Here is a 16275-nt window from a genome sequence, read left to right on the forward strand (position 1 = left end):
GCTCAGTCCCGCGCCAGTTCGGCCGCCTCGACCCAGGCCGCCCGGACCCGCAGCCGTTGCAGTTCGCGTGCGCGCCTTGGGGCGGCGGAAGCCAGCTGGGCGGTCGCCGACCGGCCCAGGATCAGGGCGGCGTCCGCCTTGTCCTGCCCCAGGCGGATTCGCATCATCTGGCCCCGCATCCGCACGACATTGTCCTGGGCCGGGCCGAAGGCGGCCTCCGCCCGGGCGACGCCGTCCAGGACCACGGGATCCGCCTCTGACCAGCGCGCCTGCCGGATCAGGGCCTCGGCCAGGCTGGAGCGGGCGTCGCCGACCGCCGGGTGGTCCAGGCTCAGAATGGATTCCAGCGCCGTCAGGGCCCGGCGGCTCTCGGCCTCCGCCTGTTCAGGCAGGGCGGCCGCGAGCAGGATGGAGGCGTGGATGACGCGGGCGCTGGCCGTGGCCTGTGCGTCAGGGCCCAGTCGGGCCTGCAGGTCGGCCACCCCACGACGCGCCAGGACGTCCGCCTGCTGAACCTGGCCCAGCGACAGCAGGACCTGGGCCAGGATCATCCGCGTGGTCGCCGTATCCGGATGGTCCGCGCCCTGTGCCCGTTCCTGAACCGCCAGACCCCGACGCAGCAGGGGTTCAGCCCGGCCATCCAGCCCTTCCAGATGCAGCGCCTGCCCCGTCTCGACCAGGGCGGCGCCGGTGTGCGGATGGTCCGGCCCCACGGCAGCGGCGAAGACCTCGGTGGATCGCCGGAACAGGTCGGCCGCCTCGCCATGCCGCCCCTGGTATTTGCGCAGGGTCCCCAGCCGGAACAGCGTCAGACCCGCCTTCAGGGTGTGGTCGGCGCCCGAGGCGGTGAACACCCGATCCGCCTCGGTCAGTGTCTGCTCCGCTTCGTCATACTGGCCCAGGGCCAGCAGGATCTCGCCCAGCACTCCCAGGTTGCCCGCCGTTTCCCTATGGTTGGGGTCATAGACCTTTTCCGTCACCGCCACGGCGCGGCGAGCCGGGCCTTCGGCTTCCGCATACCGGCCCAGATAGGCGTATTGGTTGGCCAGATTGGCCAGGCCGTCGGCCAGGTTGCGGTCGAAGGTTCCGACCCGCTCCCAGATCTCGACCGCCTGCTCCAGGAAGACCAGGGCCTCGGCGTAGTCGGCGCGCCGGGACAGGACGCCCGCGACATTGTTCAGGCTTTCGGCCACATCGGGGTGGGTTTCGCCCAGGGCCGCGCGGCGCAGGGCCAGACCCTCGCGGAAGATGGCCTCGGCCCCGTCCAGGTCGCCGCGGTCGTATTTCACCTGACCGATGATGTTCAGGCAGGAGGCGGTGATCGGATGGCCCGGGCCGAAGGTGGCGGCGCTCAGTTCCGCCAGGGCCGTCGCCGCCTCGATAGCCTCGTCGAACCGCTCGGCGTCGCGCGCGCCCTCGGCCCGGACGACCAGGCGTTCGATCTCGGCGTATTCGGCCTCGGTCGGTTCGCGAATCTCGGGGGGAACGTCGTTGATGTCGATATAGGCGGCCTGCGCCTGTTCGGCCGCGGCCGGCTGGACCGGCGTCGCCTTCGGGTCCTGCCCCGACAAGGCCAGTGCGGCCGCCATGCCCAGACCAACGATCATGGCCCCTCCCCTCGCCCCGACTATCGGCGGCGGTGCGGATCGGCGCAAGACGAAGGTGGTGGGCGGCGAGGGGTTCGAACCCCCGACCCCCTCGGTGTAAACGAGGTGCTCTGACCAGCTGAGCTAGCCGCCCTTCCCCGCCGCTCATGCCCGGCCCGGCGGCGAGGTTCAAGCCAGGCCCCCGAAAAGCGAAACGCGGCCCCTCGGAACGGACCGCGTTTCTGTCTTCGGACCCGAAGCTGGATCAGTGGCTGACCACCGCCCCGCCGTCCGTCGCCGGCGGCGGCGCGGCCGGCAACGGCTCGGCCGCCTCGTCCCATTCCACCGGGGTCAGGGTTCCGGTCAGCGCCCATTTCAGCGCCTCGTCGGCGGTCGAGACGGGCACGATCTCCAGCGCCGACTTCACATTGTCGGGCACGTCGGCCAGGTCCTTCTCGTTCTCCTGCGGGATCAGCACCGTCTTCACGCCCGAGCGCAGGGCCGCCAGCAGCTTCTCCTTCAGCCCGCCGATGGCCGTGACCCGGCCGCGCAGGGTGATCTCGCCGGTCATGGCGATGTCCTTGCGGATCGGGATGCCGGTCAGGACCGACACCATGGCCACGGTCATGGCCACCCCGGCCGAGGGGCCGTCCTTGGGCGTCGCGCCGTCGGGCACGTGCACGTGGATGTCGGTCTTCTCGAACACCGGCGGCTTGACCCCGAACGACAGGGCGCGGGCGCGCACATAGCTGGCGGCGGCCGAGATGGACTCCTTCATGACCTCCTTGAGGTTGCCGGTCACGGTCATGCGACCGCGGCCAGGCATCCTGATCGCCTCGATGGTCAGGATGTCGCCGCCGAACTCGGTCCAGGCCAGGCCGGTGACGATGCCGACCTGATCCTCGGCATCCGTCTCGCCATAGCGGTATTTCCGCACCCCGGCGTATTCGGCCAGCTTGGCGTCATCGACGGTGATGGACACCAGTTTCGACGTCGCCATCTCGCGCACCGCCTTGCGGGCCAGGCCGCCCAGGGCGCGCTCCAGCGACCGCACACCCGCCTCTCGCGTATAGTAGCGGATCAGGTCGCGGATGGCCGCGTCCGGCACGACCAGCTCGCCGTCCTTCAGCCCGTGGTCCTGCAACAGTTTGGGCAGGACGTGGCGTTTGGCGATCTCGACCTTTTCGTCCTCGGTGTAACCGCTGACCCGGATGATCTCCATCCGGTCCATCAGCGGCTGGGGCATGTTCAAGCTGTTGGCCGTGGTCACGAACATGATGTTCGACAGGTCGTAGTCCACCTCCAGATAGTGGTCGCCGAACGTCGAGTTCTGGGCCGGGTCCAGCACTTCCAGCAGGGCCGACGACGGGTCGCCGCGCCAGTCGGCGCCCAGTTTGTCGATCTCGTCCAGCAGGATGAAGGCGTTGGTGGTCTTGGCCTTTTTCATCGACTGGATGATCTTGCCGGGCATGGAGCCGATGTAGGTGCGGCGGTGGCCGCGAATCTCGGCCTCGTCGCGCACGCCGCCCAGAGACATGCGGACGTATTCGCGCCCCGTCGCCTTGGCGATCGACTTGGCCAGCGAGGTCTTGCCGACGCCCGGAGGGCCGACCAGACACAGGATCGGACCCTTCAGCGTGCCGGTGCGCGCCTGGACCGCCAGATACTCCAGGATGCGCTCCTTCACCTTCTCCAGGCCGAAGTGATCCTCTTCCAGAATGGCCTCGGCCTTGTTCAGGTCGATGGGCTTCTGCTTGGCCTTGCCCCAGGGGATCGACAGCAGCCAGTCGAGGTAGTTCCGCACCACCGTCGATTCCGCCGACATCGGCGACATGTTGCGCAGCTTCTTGACCTCGGCCTCGGCCTTGGTCCGCGCCTCCTTGGAGAGGCGCGTCTTACGGATGCGCCGCTCCAGCTCCATGATCTCGTCGCGCTGATCGTCGGTCTCGCCCAGCTCGCGCTGGATCGCCTTCATCTGCTCGTTCAGATAGTATTCGCGCTGGGTCTTCTCCATCTGCCGCTTCACGCGGCTGCGGATCTTCTTCTCGACCTGCAGGACGGAAATCTCGCCCTCCATCAGGCCATAGACCTTTTCCAGGCGCTTCGGCGTGTCGACGGTTTCCAGCAGGGCCTGCTTGTCGGCGATCTTGACCGACAGGTGCGCGGCGACGCTGTCGGCCAGCTTGGCCGCGTCGGTGATCTGGGGGATGGCGCTGAGGGCCTCGGGCGGAACCTTCTTGTTCAGCTTCACATAGTTTTCGAACTGCTCGACCACGGCGCGCATCAGGGCCTCGGCCTGGGACGGATCGCCGGCCTCGTCCTCGATCTCGACCGCCTCGGCCTCGAAATAGTCCTCGCGGTCGGTAAAGCGGGTCAGGCGCGCGCGGCGACGGCCCTCGACCAGCACCTTGACCGTGCCGTCGGGCAGTTTCAGCAGTTGCAGCACCGTGGCCACCACCCCGATCGGATAGATGGCCTCGGGCGCCGGATCGTCGTCGACGCTGTTCTTCTGGGTCGCCAGCAGGATCTGCTTCTCGCCCTTCATGATCTCGTCCAGGGCGCGCACCGACTTCTCGCGCCCCACGAACAGGGGCACGACCATGTGCGGAAAGACGACGATGTCCCGCAGCGGCAGGACGGGAAGGATCTTGTTTTCAGACGCTTGGGTCTCGGACATGATGCATACTTTCCAGGGCCTTCGTTGATCTCCGGCCCGCCGTTCCACCGATGCCGGGCGCGATGCCCGACCCCTGTGGACGGCCCGTCGATTCCGACGGCGTTCGCAACAGTATGTGGCCCCGCGAACCCGGGGTTCAAGCGTCACCGGCGCTGGGGACGATGCGGCCGTGGATAGGCGGCCAAGCTGGATGATCGATGCGCCGCCTTCGCCGGGGGCGACGCAAAGCCGCCGGCAGGCGCCTGCCGGGCGGTGATCGGCGCCTTTGCAAGGTGTGCCCCTGCGGACGCATCGGGCCGCATCGGGCAACCTGAGGCGGCCGCGACCGTTAGCCAAGCTCCACAGATGGAGGATTCGATGCGTTCACTGATCGCCCTGGGCGCCGTGGCGTCCCTGCTGACCGTCGCGGCCTGCAACCAGCCCGACGAAACGCCGACGGAAAGCGAAGCCGCCGCCGCGGCCGATGCGGCGACGGCCGACGCCGCGTCCACGCCCCCCCCGGCTTCTGGCGCCCGGACCGGGGCCGCTGCGTCGACCGATATGGCCACCCCCTATCCGACCAATGACCCCATGCCGCCGGCCATGGACGCCCCTGCCGGCGACAGCCCGGTCTCGGACGCCACCCGCGCCGGCGCCAAGGAAAAGGCCGAGAGCACCAACCTGCACCCGCGCACGCCCTGAACCACATTCATCCCTCGCCCGATGGGAGAGGGAAGGTGGACTTATGGCATGAAAATGGGCGGGTCCGTCGCCGGGCCCGCCCTTGTTCGTCTTCAGCGCCCGGCGCGGGATCAGGCCGCGCTGTCCGGGGCGGCCTTCTTGCCCTTGGTCTCGGAATAGATCAGCAGCGGCTGGGCCTTGCCGTCGATCACCTCGGCGTTGACCACCACCTCTTCGACGCCTTCGAAGGTCGGGAGTTCGAACATGGTCTCCAGCAGGACGCCTTCGAGGATCGAACGCAGGCCACGCGCGCCCGTCTTGCGCTTGATGGCCTTGGCCGCCACCGCCGACAGGGCGTCGTCGGTGAAGGTCAGTTCGACGTTCTCCATCTCGAACAGGCGCTTGTACTGTTTGACCAAGGCGTTCTTGGGCTCGGTCAGGATGGTGATCAGCGCCGCCTCGTCCAGGTCTTCCAGGGTCGCCAGCACGGGCAGGCGGCCGATGAATTCCGGGATCAGGCCGAACCGCATCAGGTCGTCCGGCTCGACCCCGCGCAGGATGTCGCCGGTCCGCCGCTCGTCGATGTCCTTGACCCGGGCGCCGAAGCCGATCGAGGCCGCGTCACCGCGCGCCGAGATCACCTTTTCCAGCCCCGCGAAGGCGCCGCCGACGATGAACAGGATGTTGGCCGTGTCCACCTGCAGGAACTCCTGCTGCGGATGCTTGCGGCCGCCCTGGGGCGGCACACTGGCGACCGTGCCTTCCATGATCTTCAGCAGGGCCTGCTGAACGCCCTCGCCCGACACGTCGCGGGTGATGGAGGGGTTGTCGGACTTGCGCGAAATCTTGTCGATTTCGTCGATGTAGACGATGCCGCGCTGGGCCCTGTCGACGTTGTAGTCGCTGGCCTGAAGCAGCTTCAGGATGATGTTCTCGACGTCCTCGCCCACATAGCCGGCTTCGGTCAGGGTGGTGGCGTCGGCCATGGTGAAGGGCACGTCGATGATCCGCGCCAGCGTCTGGGCCAGCAGCGTCTTGCCCGAGCCGGTCGGCCCGATCAGCATGATGTTCGACTTGGCCAGCTCCACGTCGTTCGACTTGGTCGCGTGGTTCAGCCGCTTGTAGTGGTTGTGAACGGCGACGCTCAGCACCTTCTTGGCGTGCGCCTGGCCGATGACATAGTCGTCCAGGACCTCGCGGATCTCCTTGGGCGTCGGCACCCCGTCCTTGGCCTTGACGAAGCCGATCTTGTGCTCTTCGCGGATGATGTCCATGCACAGTTCGACGCATTCATCACAGATGAACACGGTCGGCCCGGCGATCAGTTTGCGGACCTCATGCTGGCTCTTGCCGCAGAAGCTGCAGTAGAGGGTGCTCTTGGCGTCCGTTCCGGCGGCTTTGGTCATCGACCCTTCTCACTCCCGCGTCCGTCCCCGATATGGGTGCGAACGCGCCTCCTCCGCGTTGATTCCCGAACTCTAGGCGCGAAGGTCTTTAAAATTGACAATCAACCATCCAGCCGTTCGTCACAACCCCGCAAAAGAGGCCGAACGACGCACGGATAACGGCTCAAGCTGGATGGAGATCACGGCGAATGTCTGACATGGGAGCCGCGTCGTCGATTCGCCAGTCCCTTCCGTCGGATAGGCTGATCGTCGCCTTCGATTTCGACGGCACCCTGACGGTGCGAGACAGTTTCAACGCCTTCCTGAAATGGCGGGCGGGCGCCGGGGGCTGGTATCTGGGCCTGGCGCGGCTGGCCCCGGCCCTAGCCGCCTATGTCCGCGACCGCGACCGGGGGCGCATCAAGGCCGCGGCGGTGCGCGAATTCCTGGGCGGGGCCCCCCGCGCCATGCTGGAGGCCGAGGCCGAGACCTTTGCCGATATGATGTTCGACCGGTTCATGCGGCCCGACGCCCTGAAGACCTGGACCGAATGGGGCGGGCGCGGCGCCCACCGGGTGATCGTGACCGCCAGCCCCGAGACCACGGTCGCCCCCTTCGCCCGACGCCTGGGGGCCGAGGCCCTGCTGGGCACGCGCCTGATCTTCGACGATCAGGACCGCGTCACCGGCGCCTTCGCGGGAGAGAATTGTCGCGGGGAGGAGAAGGTCCGTCGCCTGCGCGCCGCCTATGGCGACGGCGTCCGCCTGAAGGCCGCCTATGGCGACACCTCGGGCGACACGGAGATGCTGGCCATCGCCGACGCGGCCGGGTTCCGGGTTTTCACGGCGCGCCCCTGAGGCTCAGCGCCCCTCTGCGTCCACGTCGAAGACCATGGCCCGGCCGCGCGAGGCGGGGTCCCATCCGGCCTCGATCGAGGCCGTGATCGCGTTTCGCACCGCATCCAGATCGACCCGCTGTTTTTCCACGTCCGGCCGTCCATTGGGGCGCAGCGGCGGCGGAAACTGAACGATGGCCTCGCGCTTGAAGTCCTGATGCCGCAGGGTGACGGCCAGGCCCTCCCACTGGTTGCCGACGGTCGGGCGCGGCTGGCGACGAAGGGACCAGCAATAGGTCTCTGCGTCCACCACGATGACGCCTTCGGTGTCGCGCGTCAGGTTCATCGGCCGATCAGACCGTCTTGACCCCAGCCTCGTCAGCCTGTTCGCGGCGGTCGTAGACATGGTCGACGATGCCCCAGGCCTTGGCTTCCTCGGCGCTCATGAAGTGGTCGCGGTCCAGGGTCTTTTCGACCTCCTCATAGGTCCGGCCGGTGTGGTGGACATAGATCTCGTTCAGACGGCGCTTGGTGTAGCGGATGTCCTCGGCGTGACGCTCGATGTCCGAAGCCTGGCCGCGGAAGCCGCCCGAGGGCTGGTGCACCATGACCCGGGCGTTGGGCAGGGCCACGCGCTGACCCGCGGCGCCGGCCGTCAGGATCAGCGACCCGGCCGAGGCGGCCATGCCCATGACCACGGTCGAGACCGGGCTCTTGATGTATTGCATGGTGTCGTAGATCGCGAGCGCCGAGGTCACCTGACCGCCGGGACTGTTGATATACATGCTGATTTCCTTCTTCGGGTTCTCCGATTCCAGGAACAGCAGCTGGGCGCAGATCAGCGACGCCATGCCGTCCTCGAAGGGCCCGGTCAAGAAGATGATCCGCTCGCGCAGCAGGCGCGAGAAGATGTCGAAGGCCCGTTCGCCCCGGCTGGACTGCTCCACCACCATGGGGACCAGGTTCATGTTCATCAGTTCGATCGGATCGCGCATTCGGGGCCTTCTCGGATGGGGTGCGGGCGGCCGAATCGGCGCGCGCTCCGCAGGTCTAGGATATTGCCCGCCGATGGTCCGGTTTCAAGCGAGGGGCCGGCCGGGCTCCGCGACGGGGGGATGCGCCACCCGCCAGGCGGCGATCACCTGGGCCCGGAACATCCCGCGCAGCCGCTGGGATTCGGTCACCCCGACCGCTTCGACGCTCAACCTTCCGGGCCGCGCGACGGCTTCCCGGCCCAGGGCGCGATACAGGGGTAGGGCCTCGGCGGGACGGCCGGTCGCCAGCAGTTGCCGGGCCAGGCCGCTCTCCCACAGCATCCGGTCCGGATCGCCGGGCTGAAGCTGGGCCCGGCCCACGGCGACGGCGTGACGCAACATGTCCTCGGCCTCGCCGGCGGCCAGTTCGGGCTGCATCTGGGCGGCGATATTGTACATCAGCCCCGCCACCTGCGGATGGTCGCGGCCCAGCCGTTCTATCCGCGAGTCCAGCAATGTCTGATAAGCCGCCGCCGCCTCGGCCCGGCGGCCGCTCTCGGCCATGATCGCGGCCTGGTTGACCCGCGCCCGCACGGTCTGCGGATTTTCGGCGCCCAGGGAGGCCGCATAGCTGTCGACCGCTATGTCGATCAGCCGCCCCGCCTCCTGCATCTGGTCGGCGCGCCAGGCCAGCAGGGCCGCCTGGTTGTAGGCCGAGCCGACGAACATATGGCCGCGTCCGAACTGGCGTTCCGCCTGCAGCACGGCCCGCGTCAGGGTGGCGGAAGACGCCTCGACGGCCCCGGCCTCATACTGGGCCTCCGCCAGGGCCAGAAGGGTGGTGGCGATCTCCGGATGATCCTCGCCCAGGATGCGCGCCTCCAGCGCGGCGGTGTCGCGCAGCACCTCGCCCGCCTCGCCATAGCGTTCAGCCGCGACCAGGGTGGAGCCCAGAACCCGCATGGCGCGGATGCGCATCAGGCTGGTCGGCGCCCGCGTGGCCAGGATGGCGTCCGCCTGGCGGGCCAGGTCCAGGGCCGCCGGAATCCGCGACTGCTGACGCCGGACCATCGACATCAGCATCAGGGCCACGGCGCGCGACTGCATGGTCTTGCGCGCGTCGGCCGGCCAGGCCTGAAGGGCGCTGTCCAGAATCTGGTCGGCCTCGTCCACCCGGCCGTCGATCAGAAGGCCTTCGGCCAGGGCGATCCGGGCCTGATTCAGCCGCGTCTGATCCACCCCCTCGGTGTCGCCCTGTTCGTCCAGCAGGGCGATCAGGGCCTCAACGCCCTCCCTGTGCCGCCCCCGCAGGGGCAGCAGGGCCGCCTGGCTGATCCTTGCGCCCAGCCGGTCCGGATCGGCGACGGACAGGTCCGAGGCGGCCGCCAGGGCGGTCTCCAGCACTCCCGCCGCCTCGTCATACCGCCCCACCCCCTGCAACAGGTCGGCGCGCCATGTGGCCAGGCGCAGGGCCTCGACCGAGCCCGAACCCTTGGCCTGGGCCACCGCCGGCCGGGCCGCCTCCAGGCGCGCGAAGGCGTCATCGGTTTGTCCGGCGGCCAGGGCGGTCCGCGTGTAGGCTTGCAGCAGCGACAGGGTTCCCGGATCGGCCTCTCCCCGGGCCTGGGCCGACAGGGCGTGAATATCGGCGGCCTCGGCCAGGGCTTCGTCGATCCGCCCCAGTCCCTGACGCCATTCCGCCCGCAGCCCGCGCAATTCCAGCGACAGAGGCGCCTGGGCGCCCTCAGTCGCCTCATACCAGGCCAGCAGCCGCGCGAAGGCCGCCTCGGCCGCATCCGGGTCACGGCCGTCCATGGCGCGGGTCAGGTCGCGCAGGTCGCGGCGCGCCTGCACCTCGGCCGCCTGTTCCGGCGTCAGATCGACCGCCATCCCGGCCTCGGCCCGCACCATGTCCAGTTGCCGGCAGCGTTCGGTGTTCGCCCCGTGTTCGGGCCGGGCGTAGAGGTCGCAGGCGCGCTGGGCCGCCGCCCCCGCCTCCTCGAACCGGTTGTCGTTGTTCAGCACCCGCGCCAGGGCGTAGGCCACATAGGGGGCGTCGGTCGCCGCGTCCTGGCCCGCCTCGATCAGGGCCTGGTTCTCATGGGCCAGGATGGAGGCCGCCTCGCGCCGACGACGCAGCCGATCCAGCGAATTGGCCAGGCTCAGCGCCGTGTTCAGCCGCCAGCGGTTCTGCGGCGGCGCCTGCCGCGCCAGCGCCTGGTAGGCCTCGCCCAGCGGAGGCAGGGCCTCGGCGTATCGTCCGGCCCGCTCCAGCTCCATCCCCTGCTGGGCCAGGCCCAGGATGCGTTCGACCTCGGGGTCGATGGCGGGCGCCGGCTCCACGGCCTCGGCCGCCGGCGCCCCGTCCTGCGCCCAGGCGTTTCCCGCCGCCAGCAACAGCGCCGCCGCCCAGACGGCCGCCTCGATCTTCCGCCCCGTTCCCATAGTCTCATCCTGCTCCGTCAGGGCGCGGGCGCGACTGTCGGAGACTGACGATCCTCGCCCGACGTAGGATTGGCCGCCGCCCAGGCCGCCTGGACGGCGAACCGATGCAGGAAGCGGAAGCTGGCCGCCTCATTGCGGCTCCAGGCCGGATCGACCGTGGCGTTGCGGCGCTCGATCAGGCCGGCTTCGGCCCGCCGGAACACCTCCAGCGCCTCCATCGGCCGGTCTGATGTCAGCAAGGTCACCCCCCAGTTGGCGTTGTAGCGGATGCGTTTGCGCGGGTCCTGGGAATGGCGGTCGATGATCCCCGCCGCTCGCCGCATCAGCCGCTCCGCCTCCTGCGGCCGGTCCGCGTTCTGAAACAGATAGGCGTGTCTCTGCAGGGCTTCGGCCAGGATCGGATGGTCCGAGCCGAACTGGTCCTGGCGGATACGAACCAGCTGCGCCGCCATCGGCTCGGCCAGGTCATAGGCCCCAAGCTCCACATATTCGAACAGGATTAGTTCGATCACGGCCACGGTCCGGGCATGACCCTTGCCATACAGGTCCGACCGTATGCGGAAGGCCTCGAGCAGCAGGCGCAGCGCCTCCTCATGACGGCCCATGTCGCTGACCGTCACGCCCAGGTTCATCTTCAGAGTGGCCAGGCGGGCCTGGTCCGGCTCGGGCTGGCTCTCCAGGATCGCCTGGGCGTCCAGCAAGACCGCCTCTGCCCTCTGGCGGTCGCCGCGGCGCGCCAGGATATGACCCAAGTCGATCAGGGCCACCGCCGTCTCCGGACTGGTCGGGCCGGTGCGCTGGGCGACATCGGCCACCACCTGGCGCTGGATCGGCTCGCCCTCCCCTCCACGCCCCTGCCCCGTCAGGGTCATGGCCAGGCCGGTGCGGATCCGGTCCTGCAGCACGGGCCTCTGGGTCAGGGGCTGCGCCTCCCGATACAGCCGCTCCGACCCCGCCAGGTCGTCCAGCAGATACAGGACATGCCCCAGGGACATCAGATTGTCGGCCAGGACGTCTGGCCGAACCGGCGTTTCCGCGCGCAGACGGGCGACGATTTCCTCTCGCCGCTGACGCGCGGTCTGCAGCAGGCCGGACTCCTCGGCGATATCGGCATGGTCCTGAAGAACGCCCAGGCTGATCTCCTGCCCCAGGGCGCCCCGGATCGCGGCGGCGTCGCCGAAGGCGCGCAGGGACTCCGTCAGATTGTGCTGCATCAGCAGGGTGCGGCCCAGCTGCTCATACTGGGTGGCGACATCGCCATGCCGGTCTCCGCGCGCCTCGCGCCACAGGGCCAGGGCCTCGCGCTGCACGGCCACGGCCTCATCATGCTGCTCCTTCGCCTGCAGAATCAGGCCCAGGCGCGACAGGGGTGACGCCAGATAGACGCCCGGCGTCGTCTCTTCCCGATTGACCCGCACCGCCAGCCGATAGGCCGCCTCGGCCGCATCCAGCCGGCCCGCCTCGCGCATCCGGTCGCCGTGCTGGATGACGGCGTCCCGCATCTGCTCCAGGGTCAGGGCCCGCCGGTCCGGCGTCGCCGCCGTGTCCAGCGCCACCACCCGCTCCAGCACCGCATCCGCCGCGTCGGTCCACTCCATCCGGATCAGGGTCTGGGCCAGCCAGTATCCGGCCACCGCCTCATCCCGCGACATCCCGTTGGTCGCCCGGTGGCGCATCACCGCCTCGAAGGCCGGGGCGGCCTCGGCGTAGCGGCCGGTGTCGAACAGGGCCACCGCGGCCTCCCAGGCGACATAGGCCAGGTCACCGGGATCGGCGGCCGGGTCCGCCTGAAGATGGCTCAGGACCGCGCCCAGCAGGTCCGCCGCAGCGGCCTTGTCGCCCGTGGCCGCCAGGGCCATGCCGCGCCGCGTGCGCACGGGCCAGAGGGCCTGCCGGTCCCGCCCTTCCAGCAGGGCCTCGGCCCGGACCAGAAGCGGCAGGGCCTCCGCGGCGCGATCCGCCGCCATATAGAGGTCCGACAGGATCTGCAGAGCCTCGGACAGGGTCACGGCGTCCTCGGGGTGCGCCTCCGCGATCCGCAGGCGCGTCTCGGCCATCGGAATGATCGTCGCCGGCGTCTGGCCCCGCTCGCGCGCGGCCCGCACCAGCCAGCCCCAGCTGTGGCCGATCCGGGCGTCGTCGGGCCGATAATGGCGCTGCTCCAGCACCAGTCCCTCGCGCAGCAGCCGTTCGACCAGGGGCCAGTCCCCGGCCTCCAGGGCCGCCGTCGCCTGCAGTTCCAGCTCGGCCATCCGCGCCCCGTCCTCGGGCGGCATGTCGGGCGGCGCCTGGCCGAGTTCATAGACCGGCTGGACCGGGGGCGCGGCGTCCTGCGCCCAGGCGGCCACGCCTGGAGTCGTCGCCAGGATGGCCGCCGCCACGATCACCGCCTGTCGCCGCATGCGAAAAGCCCCCGCCGGAGAATCCGACGGGGGCCATCCTGGTTCGGATCACGCCGATGCGCGAGCCACGAAAGCTGACGGAGGCGATCAGGCCTCGTCGTCTTCCTTCAGCAGCTCTTCCTTGGTGATCTTGGAGTCCTTGACCTCGGCCGAGCCGAAGATCAGGTCCACGACCTTGTCCTCATAGATTGGGGCGCGCATCTGGGCCGCCGCGTTCGGGTTCTGGCGATAGAAGTCCAGCACCTGACGCTCCTGGCCCGGATAGTTGCGGGCCTCCGCCATGATCGCCTGGTTCAGCTCCTGATCGGTGACCTGGACGTTGTTGGCCCGGCCGATCTCGGCCAGCACCAGGCCCAGGCGCACGCGGCGCTCGGCGATCTTCTGGTATTCTTCCTTCAGCTTCTTGTCGGACTTCTTGGCGTCTTCCGGCGCCAGGCGGCCGGCCTTCTTGTCGGCCTCGACCTGCTGCCAGATACCCTCGAACTCGGCCTCGACCATGCGCGGCGGCAGGTCGAAGCTGTGCTTCTCGTCCAGGGCGTCCAGCAGGGCGCGCTTCAGCTTGAAGCGGGCGGCGTTGGAATACTGCTGGTTCAGGTTCGAGCGCAGCAGCTCCTTCAGCTTGTCCAGGCTTTCGATGCCGATCCGCTTGGCGAAATCGTCGTCCATCTTAGTCTCGGCCTCGGCCTTGATGGCCTTGACGGTGACGTCGAAGGTCGCGGCCTTACCGGCCAGGTGCTTGGCCTGATAGTCCTCGGGGAAGGTGACCGTGACCTGCTTCTCCTCGCCGACCTTGGCGCCCTTCAGCTGCTCCTCGAAGCCGGGGATGAAACGGCCCGAGCCGATCACCAGATCGGCGTCCGTCGCCGAACCGCCGTCGAAGGCCTCGCCGTCGATCTTGCCGACGAAGTCGATGGTCAGCTGGTCGCCCTCGGCGGCCTTCACCGTCTTGCCGGTCTTGTCCTCATAGGTCTTGGCCTGGCCGGCCAGTTCCGTCAGCGCCTCGTCCAGATCGGCGTCCGAGGCTTCATAGACCGGGCGCTTCAGCTTCAGGGTCTTGATGTCCACCGGGGTGAAGTCCGGCATGACCTCCAGGTCCATCTCATAGACCAGGTCCTCGTCGCCCTTGATGACCTTGTCCATGTCCGAGGTCAGCTTCATCTCGGCCGGGGCGGCCGGGCGCACCTTGATCTCGTCCAGGGCCTTGGCGCTGGATTCGTTCAGGGCGGCGTTGACGATCTCGCCCATGAAGTCGCGGCCGAAGGTCTTCTTGACGTGGGCCATGGGCACCTTGCCGGGACGGAAGCCCTTCAGCTTCATCTGCGGCGCGACTTCCTTCAGCCGGGCGTCCAGCTTCTCATTCAGCTCGGCGGCGGGAATGGTGACCGCGATGGTGCGGCTCAGGCCTTCGGAAGACTTTTCGACGACTTGCATGGTCGGGATTCTGACGCTCTGGGGCGGCGTTTTCAGGGCGAACGCGCGCGCGATGGATAAAGCAATAGGGCCGCCCTTTTCAGGGGCGGCGCCTCGAAGCCCGCCCTTATGTCGATTGAGGGCTGAAACGTCAACGCGCGGACGCTATCTAGGCGGTCATGTCCACCGCCTCGCCCATCGGCGTCTTCGTCGTTCCCGTCACCCCGCTGCAGCAGAACTGCACCGTCGTCTGGTGCGCTGCCACCAACCGGGCGGCGGTGATCGACCCCGGCGGCTCGGTCGACGCCATCCTGGCCGAGATCGCCCGGCGCGGCCTGACGCTGGACCGTATCTGGATCACCCACGGTCACCTGGACCACGCGGGCGGCGCCGCCGAGATGCAGGAAAAGTCGGGCGTCGACATCTGGGGGCCGCATCCCGACGACCAGTTCTGGATCGACGGCATCCCCCAGCAGGGCCAGATGTACGGCCTGCCCGAGGCGCGCAGCTTCACCCCCACGCGCTGGCTGGGCGACGGCGACACCGTAAGCCTGGGCGAAACCACATGGGACGTGGTGCATTGCCCCGGCCATACGCCTGGCCATGTGGTCTTCATCAACCGCGCGGCGCGGTTCGCCCAGGTCGGCGACGTCCTGTTCAACGGTTCGATCGGTCGAACCGACTTCCCCCGCAGCGACCATCAGGCCCTGCTGGATTCGGTGACGAAGAAGCTGTGGCCCTATGGCGACGACATCACCTTCGTGCCCGGCCACGGCCCCACCTCGACCTTCGGCGCCGAGCGACGGACCAATCCCTTCGTGTCGGATCGCGCCCTGCAGGCGGCGCCCATCCCGCGCCCGGCGTCGGGGCCGTCCTGACAGGGACGTTGGTGCGGCTAGAGGGACTCGAACCCCCACGGTCTCCCGCCAGAACCTAAATCTGGTGCGTCTACCAATTTCGCCATAGCCGCAGGCGCGCGCCGTCTATAGCGGACGCACCGCCTGGAGCAAGGCGAGCCGCTCAGTCACGCAGGGCGGCCAGGACGCCCGGAATCCCGTCCGGCAGGTCCTCGGCGATCAGCCCCGGCCCGAATCGGGTCGCCGCATCGGCGTGCATCCACACCGCCATGGAGGCCGCCTCGAAGGCCTCGACGCCCTGGGCCAGCAGGCCGCCGATCATCCCGGCCAGGACGTCGCCCGTCCCGGCGGTGGCCAGCCAAGGGCTGCCGTTCGGATTGGTCCGCATCCGCCCGTCCGGCGCGGCGATCAGGGTCCGCGCGCCCTTCAGCACGAGGACGCAGCCCGCCCGCCGCGCGGCCTCGGCCGCCGCCGCCTCTCGGCCCATGGCCAGCAGGCCGGAAAACAGACGCCCGAACTCGGCCTCGTGCGGCGTCAGCACGTCCTGCGGTCCCAGCAGGTCGAACAGCGCCTGCGGTTCATCCGCGAACACCGTCAGGGCGTCCGCGTCCAGCACCAGCCTGGTCTCCAGCGTCGCCAGCGCCCGCACGTTGTCGTGGGTCGCCTGGGTCACGCCCGCCGCCGGGCCGATCACCACCGCCCCCATCGGCTCGGCCGACCTCGCTAGTTCGGCCGCATCACCGAACGGCGACAGCATCACCGCCTCCAGCGCCGGGGCCAGAACAGGCGCCGCGTCGGGCGGGCAGAAGACCTTCACCAGCCCGGCCCCTACCCTGAGGCCCGCCCGCGCCGCCAGCCGCGCCGCGCCCGTATGGCAGGCGTCGCCCGACACCACGCCCAGCCGCCCGCGCGCATGTTTGTGGCTGTCCGGCCCCGGCCAGGGGATGCGGCCGCGCCACAGGTCGGGATGATTGATGTCGGTCATGTGACTTATCCGATCACGGATGGCGCTGGGGGGCGATTCCCCTCTTGCCTTATGTTGCG

General features: G+C 69.2%; 12 protein-coding genes and 2 tRNA genes. 3 read left to right on the top strand and 11 right to left on the bottom strand.

Annotation, left to right across the window (positions count from 1 at the left end; all coding sequences use genetic code 11):
- Nucleotides 1–2: 2 nt before the first annotated feature.
- From KF910_RS00080 to lon, 3 genes are all read right to left on the bottom strand, one after another.
- Complete coding sequence (locus KF910_RS00080) at nucleotides 3–1607, bottom strand: tetratricopeptide repeat protein (RefSeq protein ID WP_292257641.1); 1605 nt, start codon at nucleotides 1605–1607, stop codon at nucleotides 3–5.
- A 56-nt stretch (nucleotides 1608–1663) separates the two neighbouring features.
- Nucleotides 1664–1740, bottom strand: a tRNA-Val gene (locus tag KF910_RS00085).
- Between the two features lie 111 nt (nucleotides 1741–1851).
- On the bottom strand, nucleotides 1852–4263 hold the full coding sequence (gene lon, locus KF910_RS00090) for an endopeptidase La (RefSeq protein ID WP_292257643.1): 2412 nt from the start codon (nucleotides 4261–4263) through the stop codon (nucleotides 1852–1854).
- A 357-nt stretch (nucleotides 4264–4620) separates the two neighbouring features.
- On the opposite strand from lon, the gene KF910_RS00095 reads away from it, so the two are divergent.
- Nucleotides 4621–4944, top strand: a complete 324-nt coding sequence (locus KF910_RS00095) for a hypothetical protein (RefSeq protein WP_292257645.1) — start codon at nucleotides 4621–4623, stop codon at nucleotides 4942–4944.
- Between the two features lie 110 nt (nucleotides 4945–5054).
- Here KF910_RS00095 and clpX read toward each other — a convergent pair whose 3' ends face one another.
- On the bottom strand, nucleotides 5055–6329 hold the full coding sequence (clpX, locus tag KF910_RS00100) for an ATP-dependent Clp protease ATP-binding subunit ClpX (protein ID WP_292257647.1): 1275 nt from the start codon (nucleotides 6327–6329) through the stop codon (nucleotides 5055–5057).
- 188 nt (nucleotides 6330–6517) lie between these two features.
- Between clpX and KF910_RS00105 the strand changes: the two genes are divergently transcribed.
- Nucleotides 6518–7165 carry an HAD-IB family hydrolase gene (locus KF910_RS00105; RefSeq protein ID WP_292257649.1) on the top strand — a complete coding sequence of 216 codons (648 nt, stop codon included), beginning with the start codon at nucleotides 6518–6520 and terminating at the stop codon, nucleotides 7163–7165.
- A gap of 3 nt (nucleotides 7166–7168) precedes the next feature.
- On the opposite strand, the gene KF910_RS00110 is transcribed toward KF910_RS00105, so the two are convergent.
- The 5 genes from KF910_RS00110 to tig all read right to left on the bottom strand — a co-directional run bounded on the left by KF910_RS00110 (nucleotide 7169) and on the right by tig (nucleotide 14395).
- Entirely contained in the window at nucleotides 7169–7489 is a 321-nt protein-coding gene (locus KF910_RS00110; RefSeq protein ID WP_292257651.1) for a hypothetical protein, read from the bottom strand.
- A gap of 7 nt (nucleotides 7490–7496) precedes the next feature.
- Nucleotides 7497–8138, bottom strand: a complete 642-nt coding sequence (locus KF910_RS00115) for an ATP-dependent Clp protease proteolytic subunit (RefSeq protein ID WP_292257653.1) — start codon at nucleotides 8136–8138, stop codon at nucleotides 7497–7499.
- Between the two features lie 84 nt (nucleotides 8139–8222).
- Nucleotides 8223–10562, bottom strand: coding sequence for a tetratricopeptide repeat protein (locus KF910_RS00120; RefSeq protein ID WP_292257655.1), 2340 nt, complete (start codon nucleotides 10560–10562; stop codon nucleotides 8223–8225).
- Between the two features lie 17 nt (nucleotides 10563–10579).
- On the bottom strand, nucleotides 10580–12964 hold the full coding sequence (locus KF910_RS00125; RefSeq protein WP_292257657.1) for a tetratricopeptide repeat protein: 2385 nt from the start codon (nucleotides 12962–12964) through the stop codon (nucleotides 10580–10582).
- Nucleotides 12965–13051: 87 nt separating this feature from the next.
- Nucleotides 13052–14395 carry a trigger factor gene (tig, locus tag KF910_RS00130; protein ID WP_292257659.1) on the bottom strand — a complete coding sequence of 448 codons (1344 nt, stop codon included), beginning with the start codon at nucleotides 14393–14395 and terminating at the stop codon, nucleotides 13052–13054.
- Nucleotides 14396–14553: 158 nt separating this feature from the next.
- Here tig and KF910_RS00135 point away from each other — a divergent pair, with 158 nt between their 5' ends.
- Nucleotides 14554–15252, top strand: a complete 699-nt coding sequence (locus KF910_RS00135; RefSeq protein ID WP_292257661.1) for an MBL fold metallo-hydrolase — start codon at nucleotides 14554–14556, stop codon at nucleotides 15250–15252.
- A 9-nt stretch (nucleotides 15253–15261) separates the two neighbouring features.
- On the opposite strand, the gene KF910_RS00140 is transcribed toward KF910_RS00135, so the two are convergent.
- Together KF910_RS00140 and KF910_RS00145 are read right to left on the bottom strand one after the other, a co-directional pair.
- Nucleotides 15262–15344 (bottom strand) — tRNA-Leu (locus KF910_RS00140).
- A gap of 50 nt (nucleotides 15345–15394) precedes the next feature.
- Complete coding sequence (locus KF910_RS00145; RefSeq protein ID WP_292257663.1) at nucleotides 15395–16216, bottom strand: NAD(P)H-hydrate dehydratase; 822 nt, start codon at nucleotides 16214–16216, stop codon at nucleotides 15395–15397.
- Between the last annotated feature and the right edge of the window lie 59 nt (nucleotides 16217–16275).

This window comes from Brevundimonas sp. (assembly GCF_019636155.1).
In the GTDB taxonomy this organism is placed as follows: domain Bacteria; phylum Pseudomonadota; class Alphaproteobacteria; order Caulobacterales; family Caulobacteraceae; genus Brevundimonas.

Bases quoted from the DNA above. Each gene is read 5' to 3' on its own strand.
- KF910_RS00080 (WP_292257641.1), bottom strand. From the start codon at position 1,607: ATGATCGTTGGTCTGGGCATGGCGGCCGCACTGGCCTTGTCGGGGCAG.
- lon (WP_292257643.1), bottom strand. From the start codon at position 4,263: ATGTCCGAGACCCAAGCGTCTGAAAACAAGATCCTTCCCGTCCTGCCG.
- KF910_RS00095 (WP_292257645.1), top strand. From the start codon at position 4,621: ATGCGTTCACTGATCGCCCTGGGCGCCGTGGCGTCCCTGCTGACCGTC.
- clpX (WP_292257647.1), bottom strand. From the start codon at position 6,329: ATGACCAAAGCCGCCGGAACGGACGCCAAGAGCACCCTCTACTGCAGC.
- KF910_RS00105 (WP_292257649.1), top strand. From the start codon at position 6,518: ATGTCTGACATGGGAGCCGCGTCGTCGATTCGCCAGTCCCTTCCGTCG.
- KF910_RS00110 (WP_292257651.1), bottom strand. From the start codon at position 7,489: ATGAACCTGACGCGCGACACCGAAGGCGTCATCGTGGTGGACGCAGAG.
- KF910_RS00115 (WP_292257653.1), bottom strand. From the start codon at position 8,138: ATGCGCGATCCGATCGAACTGATGAACATGAACCTGGTCCCCATGGTG.
- KF910_RS00120 (WP_292257655.1), bottom strand. From the start codon at position 10,562: ATGGGAACGGGGCGGAAGATCGAGGCGGCCGTCTGGGCGGCGGCGCTG.
- KF910_RS00125 (WP_292257657.1), bottom strand. From the start codon at position 12,964: ATGCGGCGACAGGCGGTGATCGTGGCGGCGGCCATCCTGGCGACGACT.
- tig (WP_292257659.1), bottom strand. From the start codon at position 14,395: ATGCAAGTCGTCGAAAAGTCTTCCGAAGGCCTGAGCCGCACCATCGCG.
- KF910_RS00135 (WP_292257661.1), top strand. From the start codon at position 14,554: ATGTCCACCGCCTCGCCCATCGGCGTCTTCGTCGTTCCCGTCACCCCG.
- KF910_RS00145 (WP_292257663.1), bottom strand. From the start codon at position 16,216: ATGACCGACATCAATCATCCCGACCTGTGGCGCGGCCGCATCCCCTGG.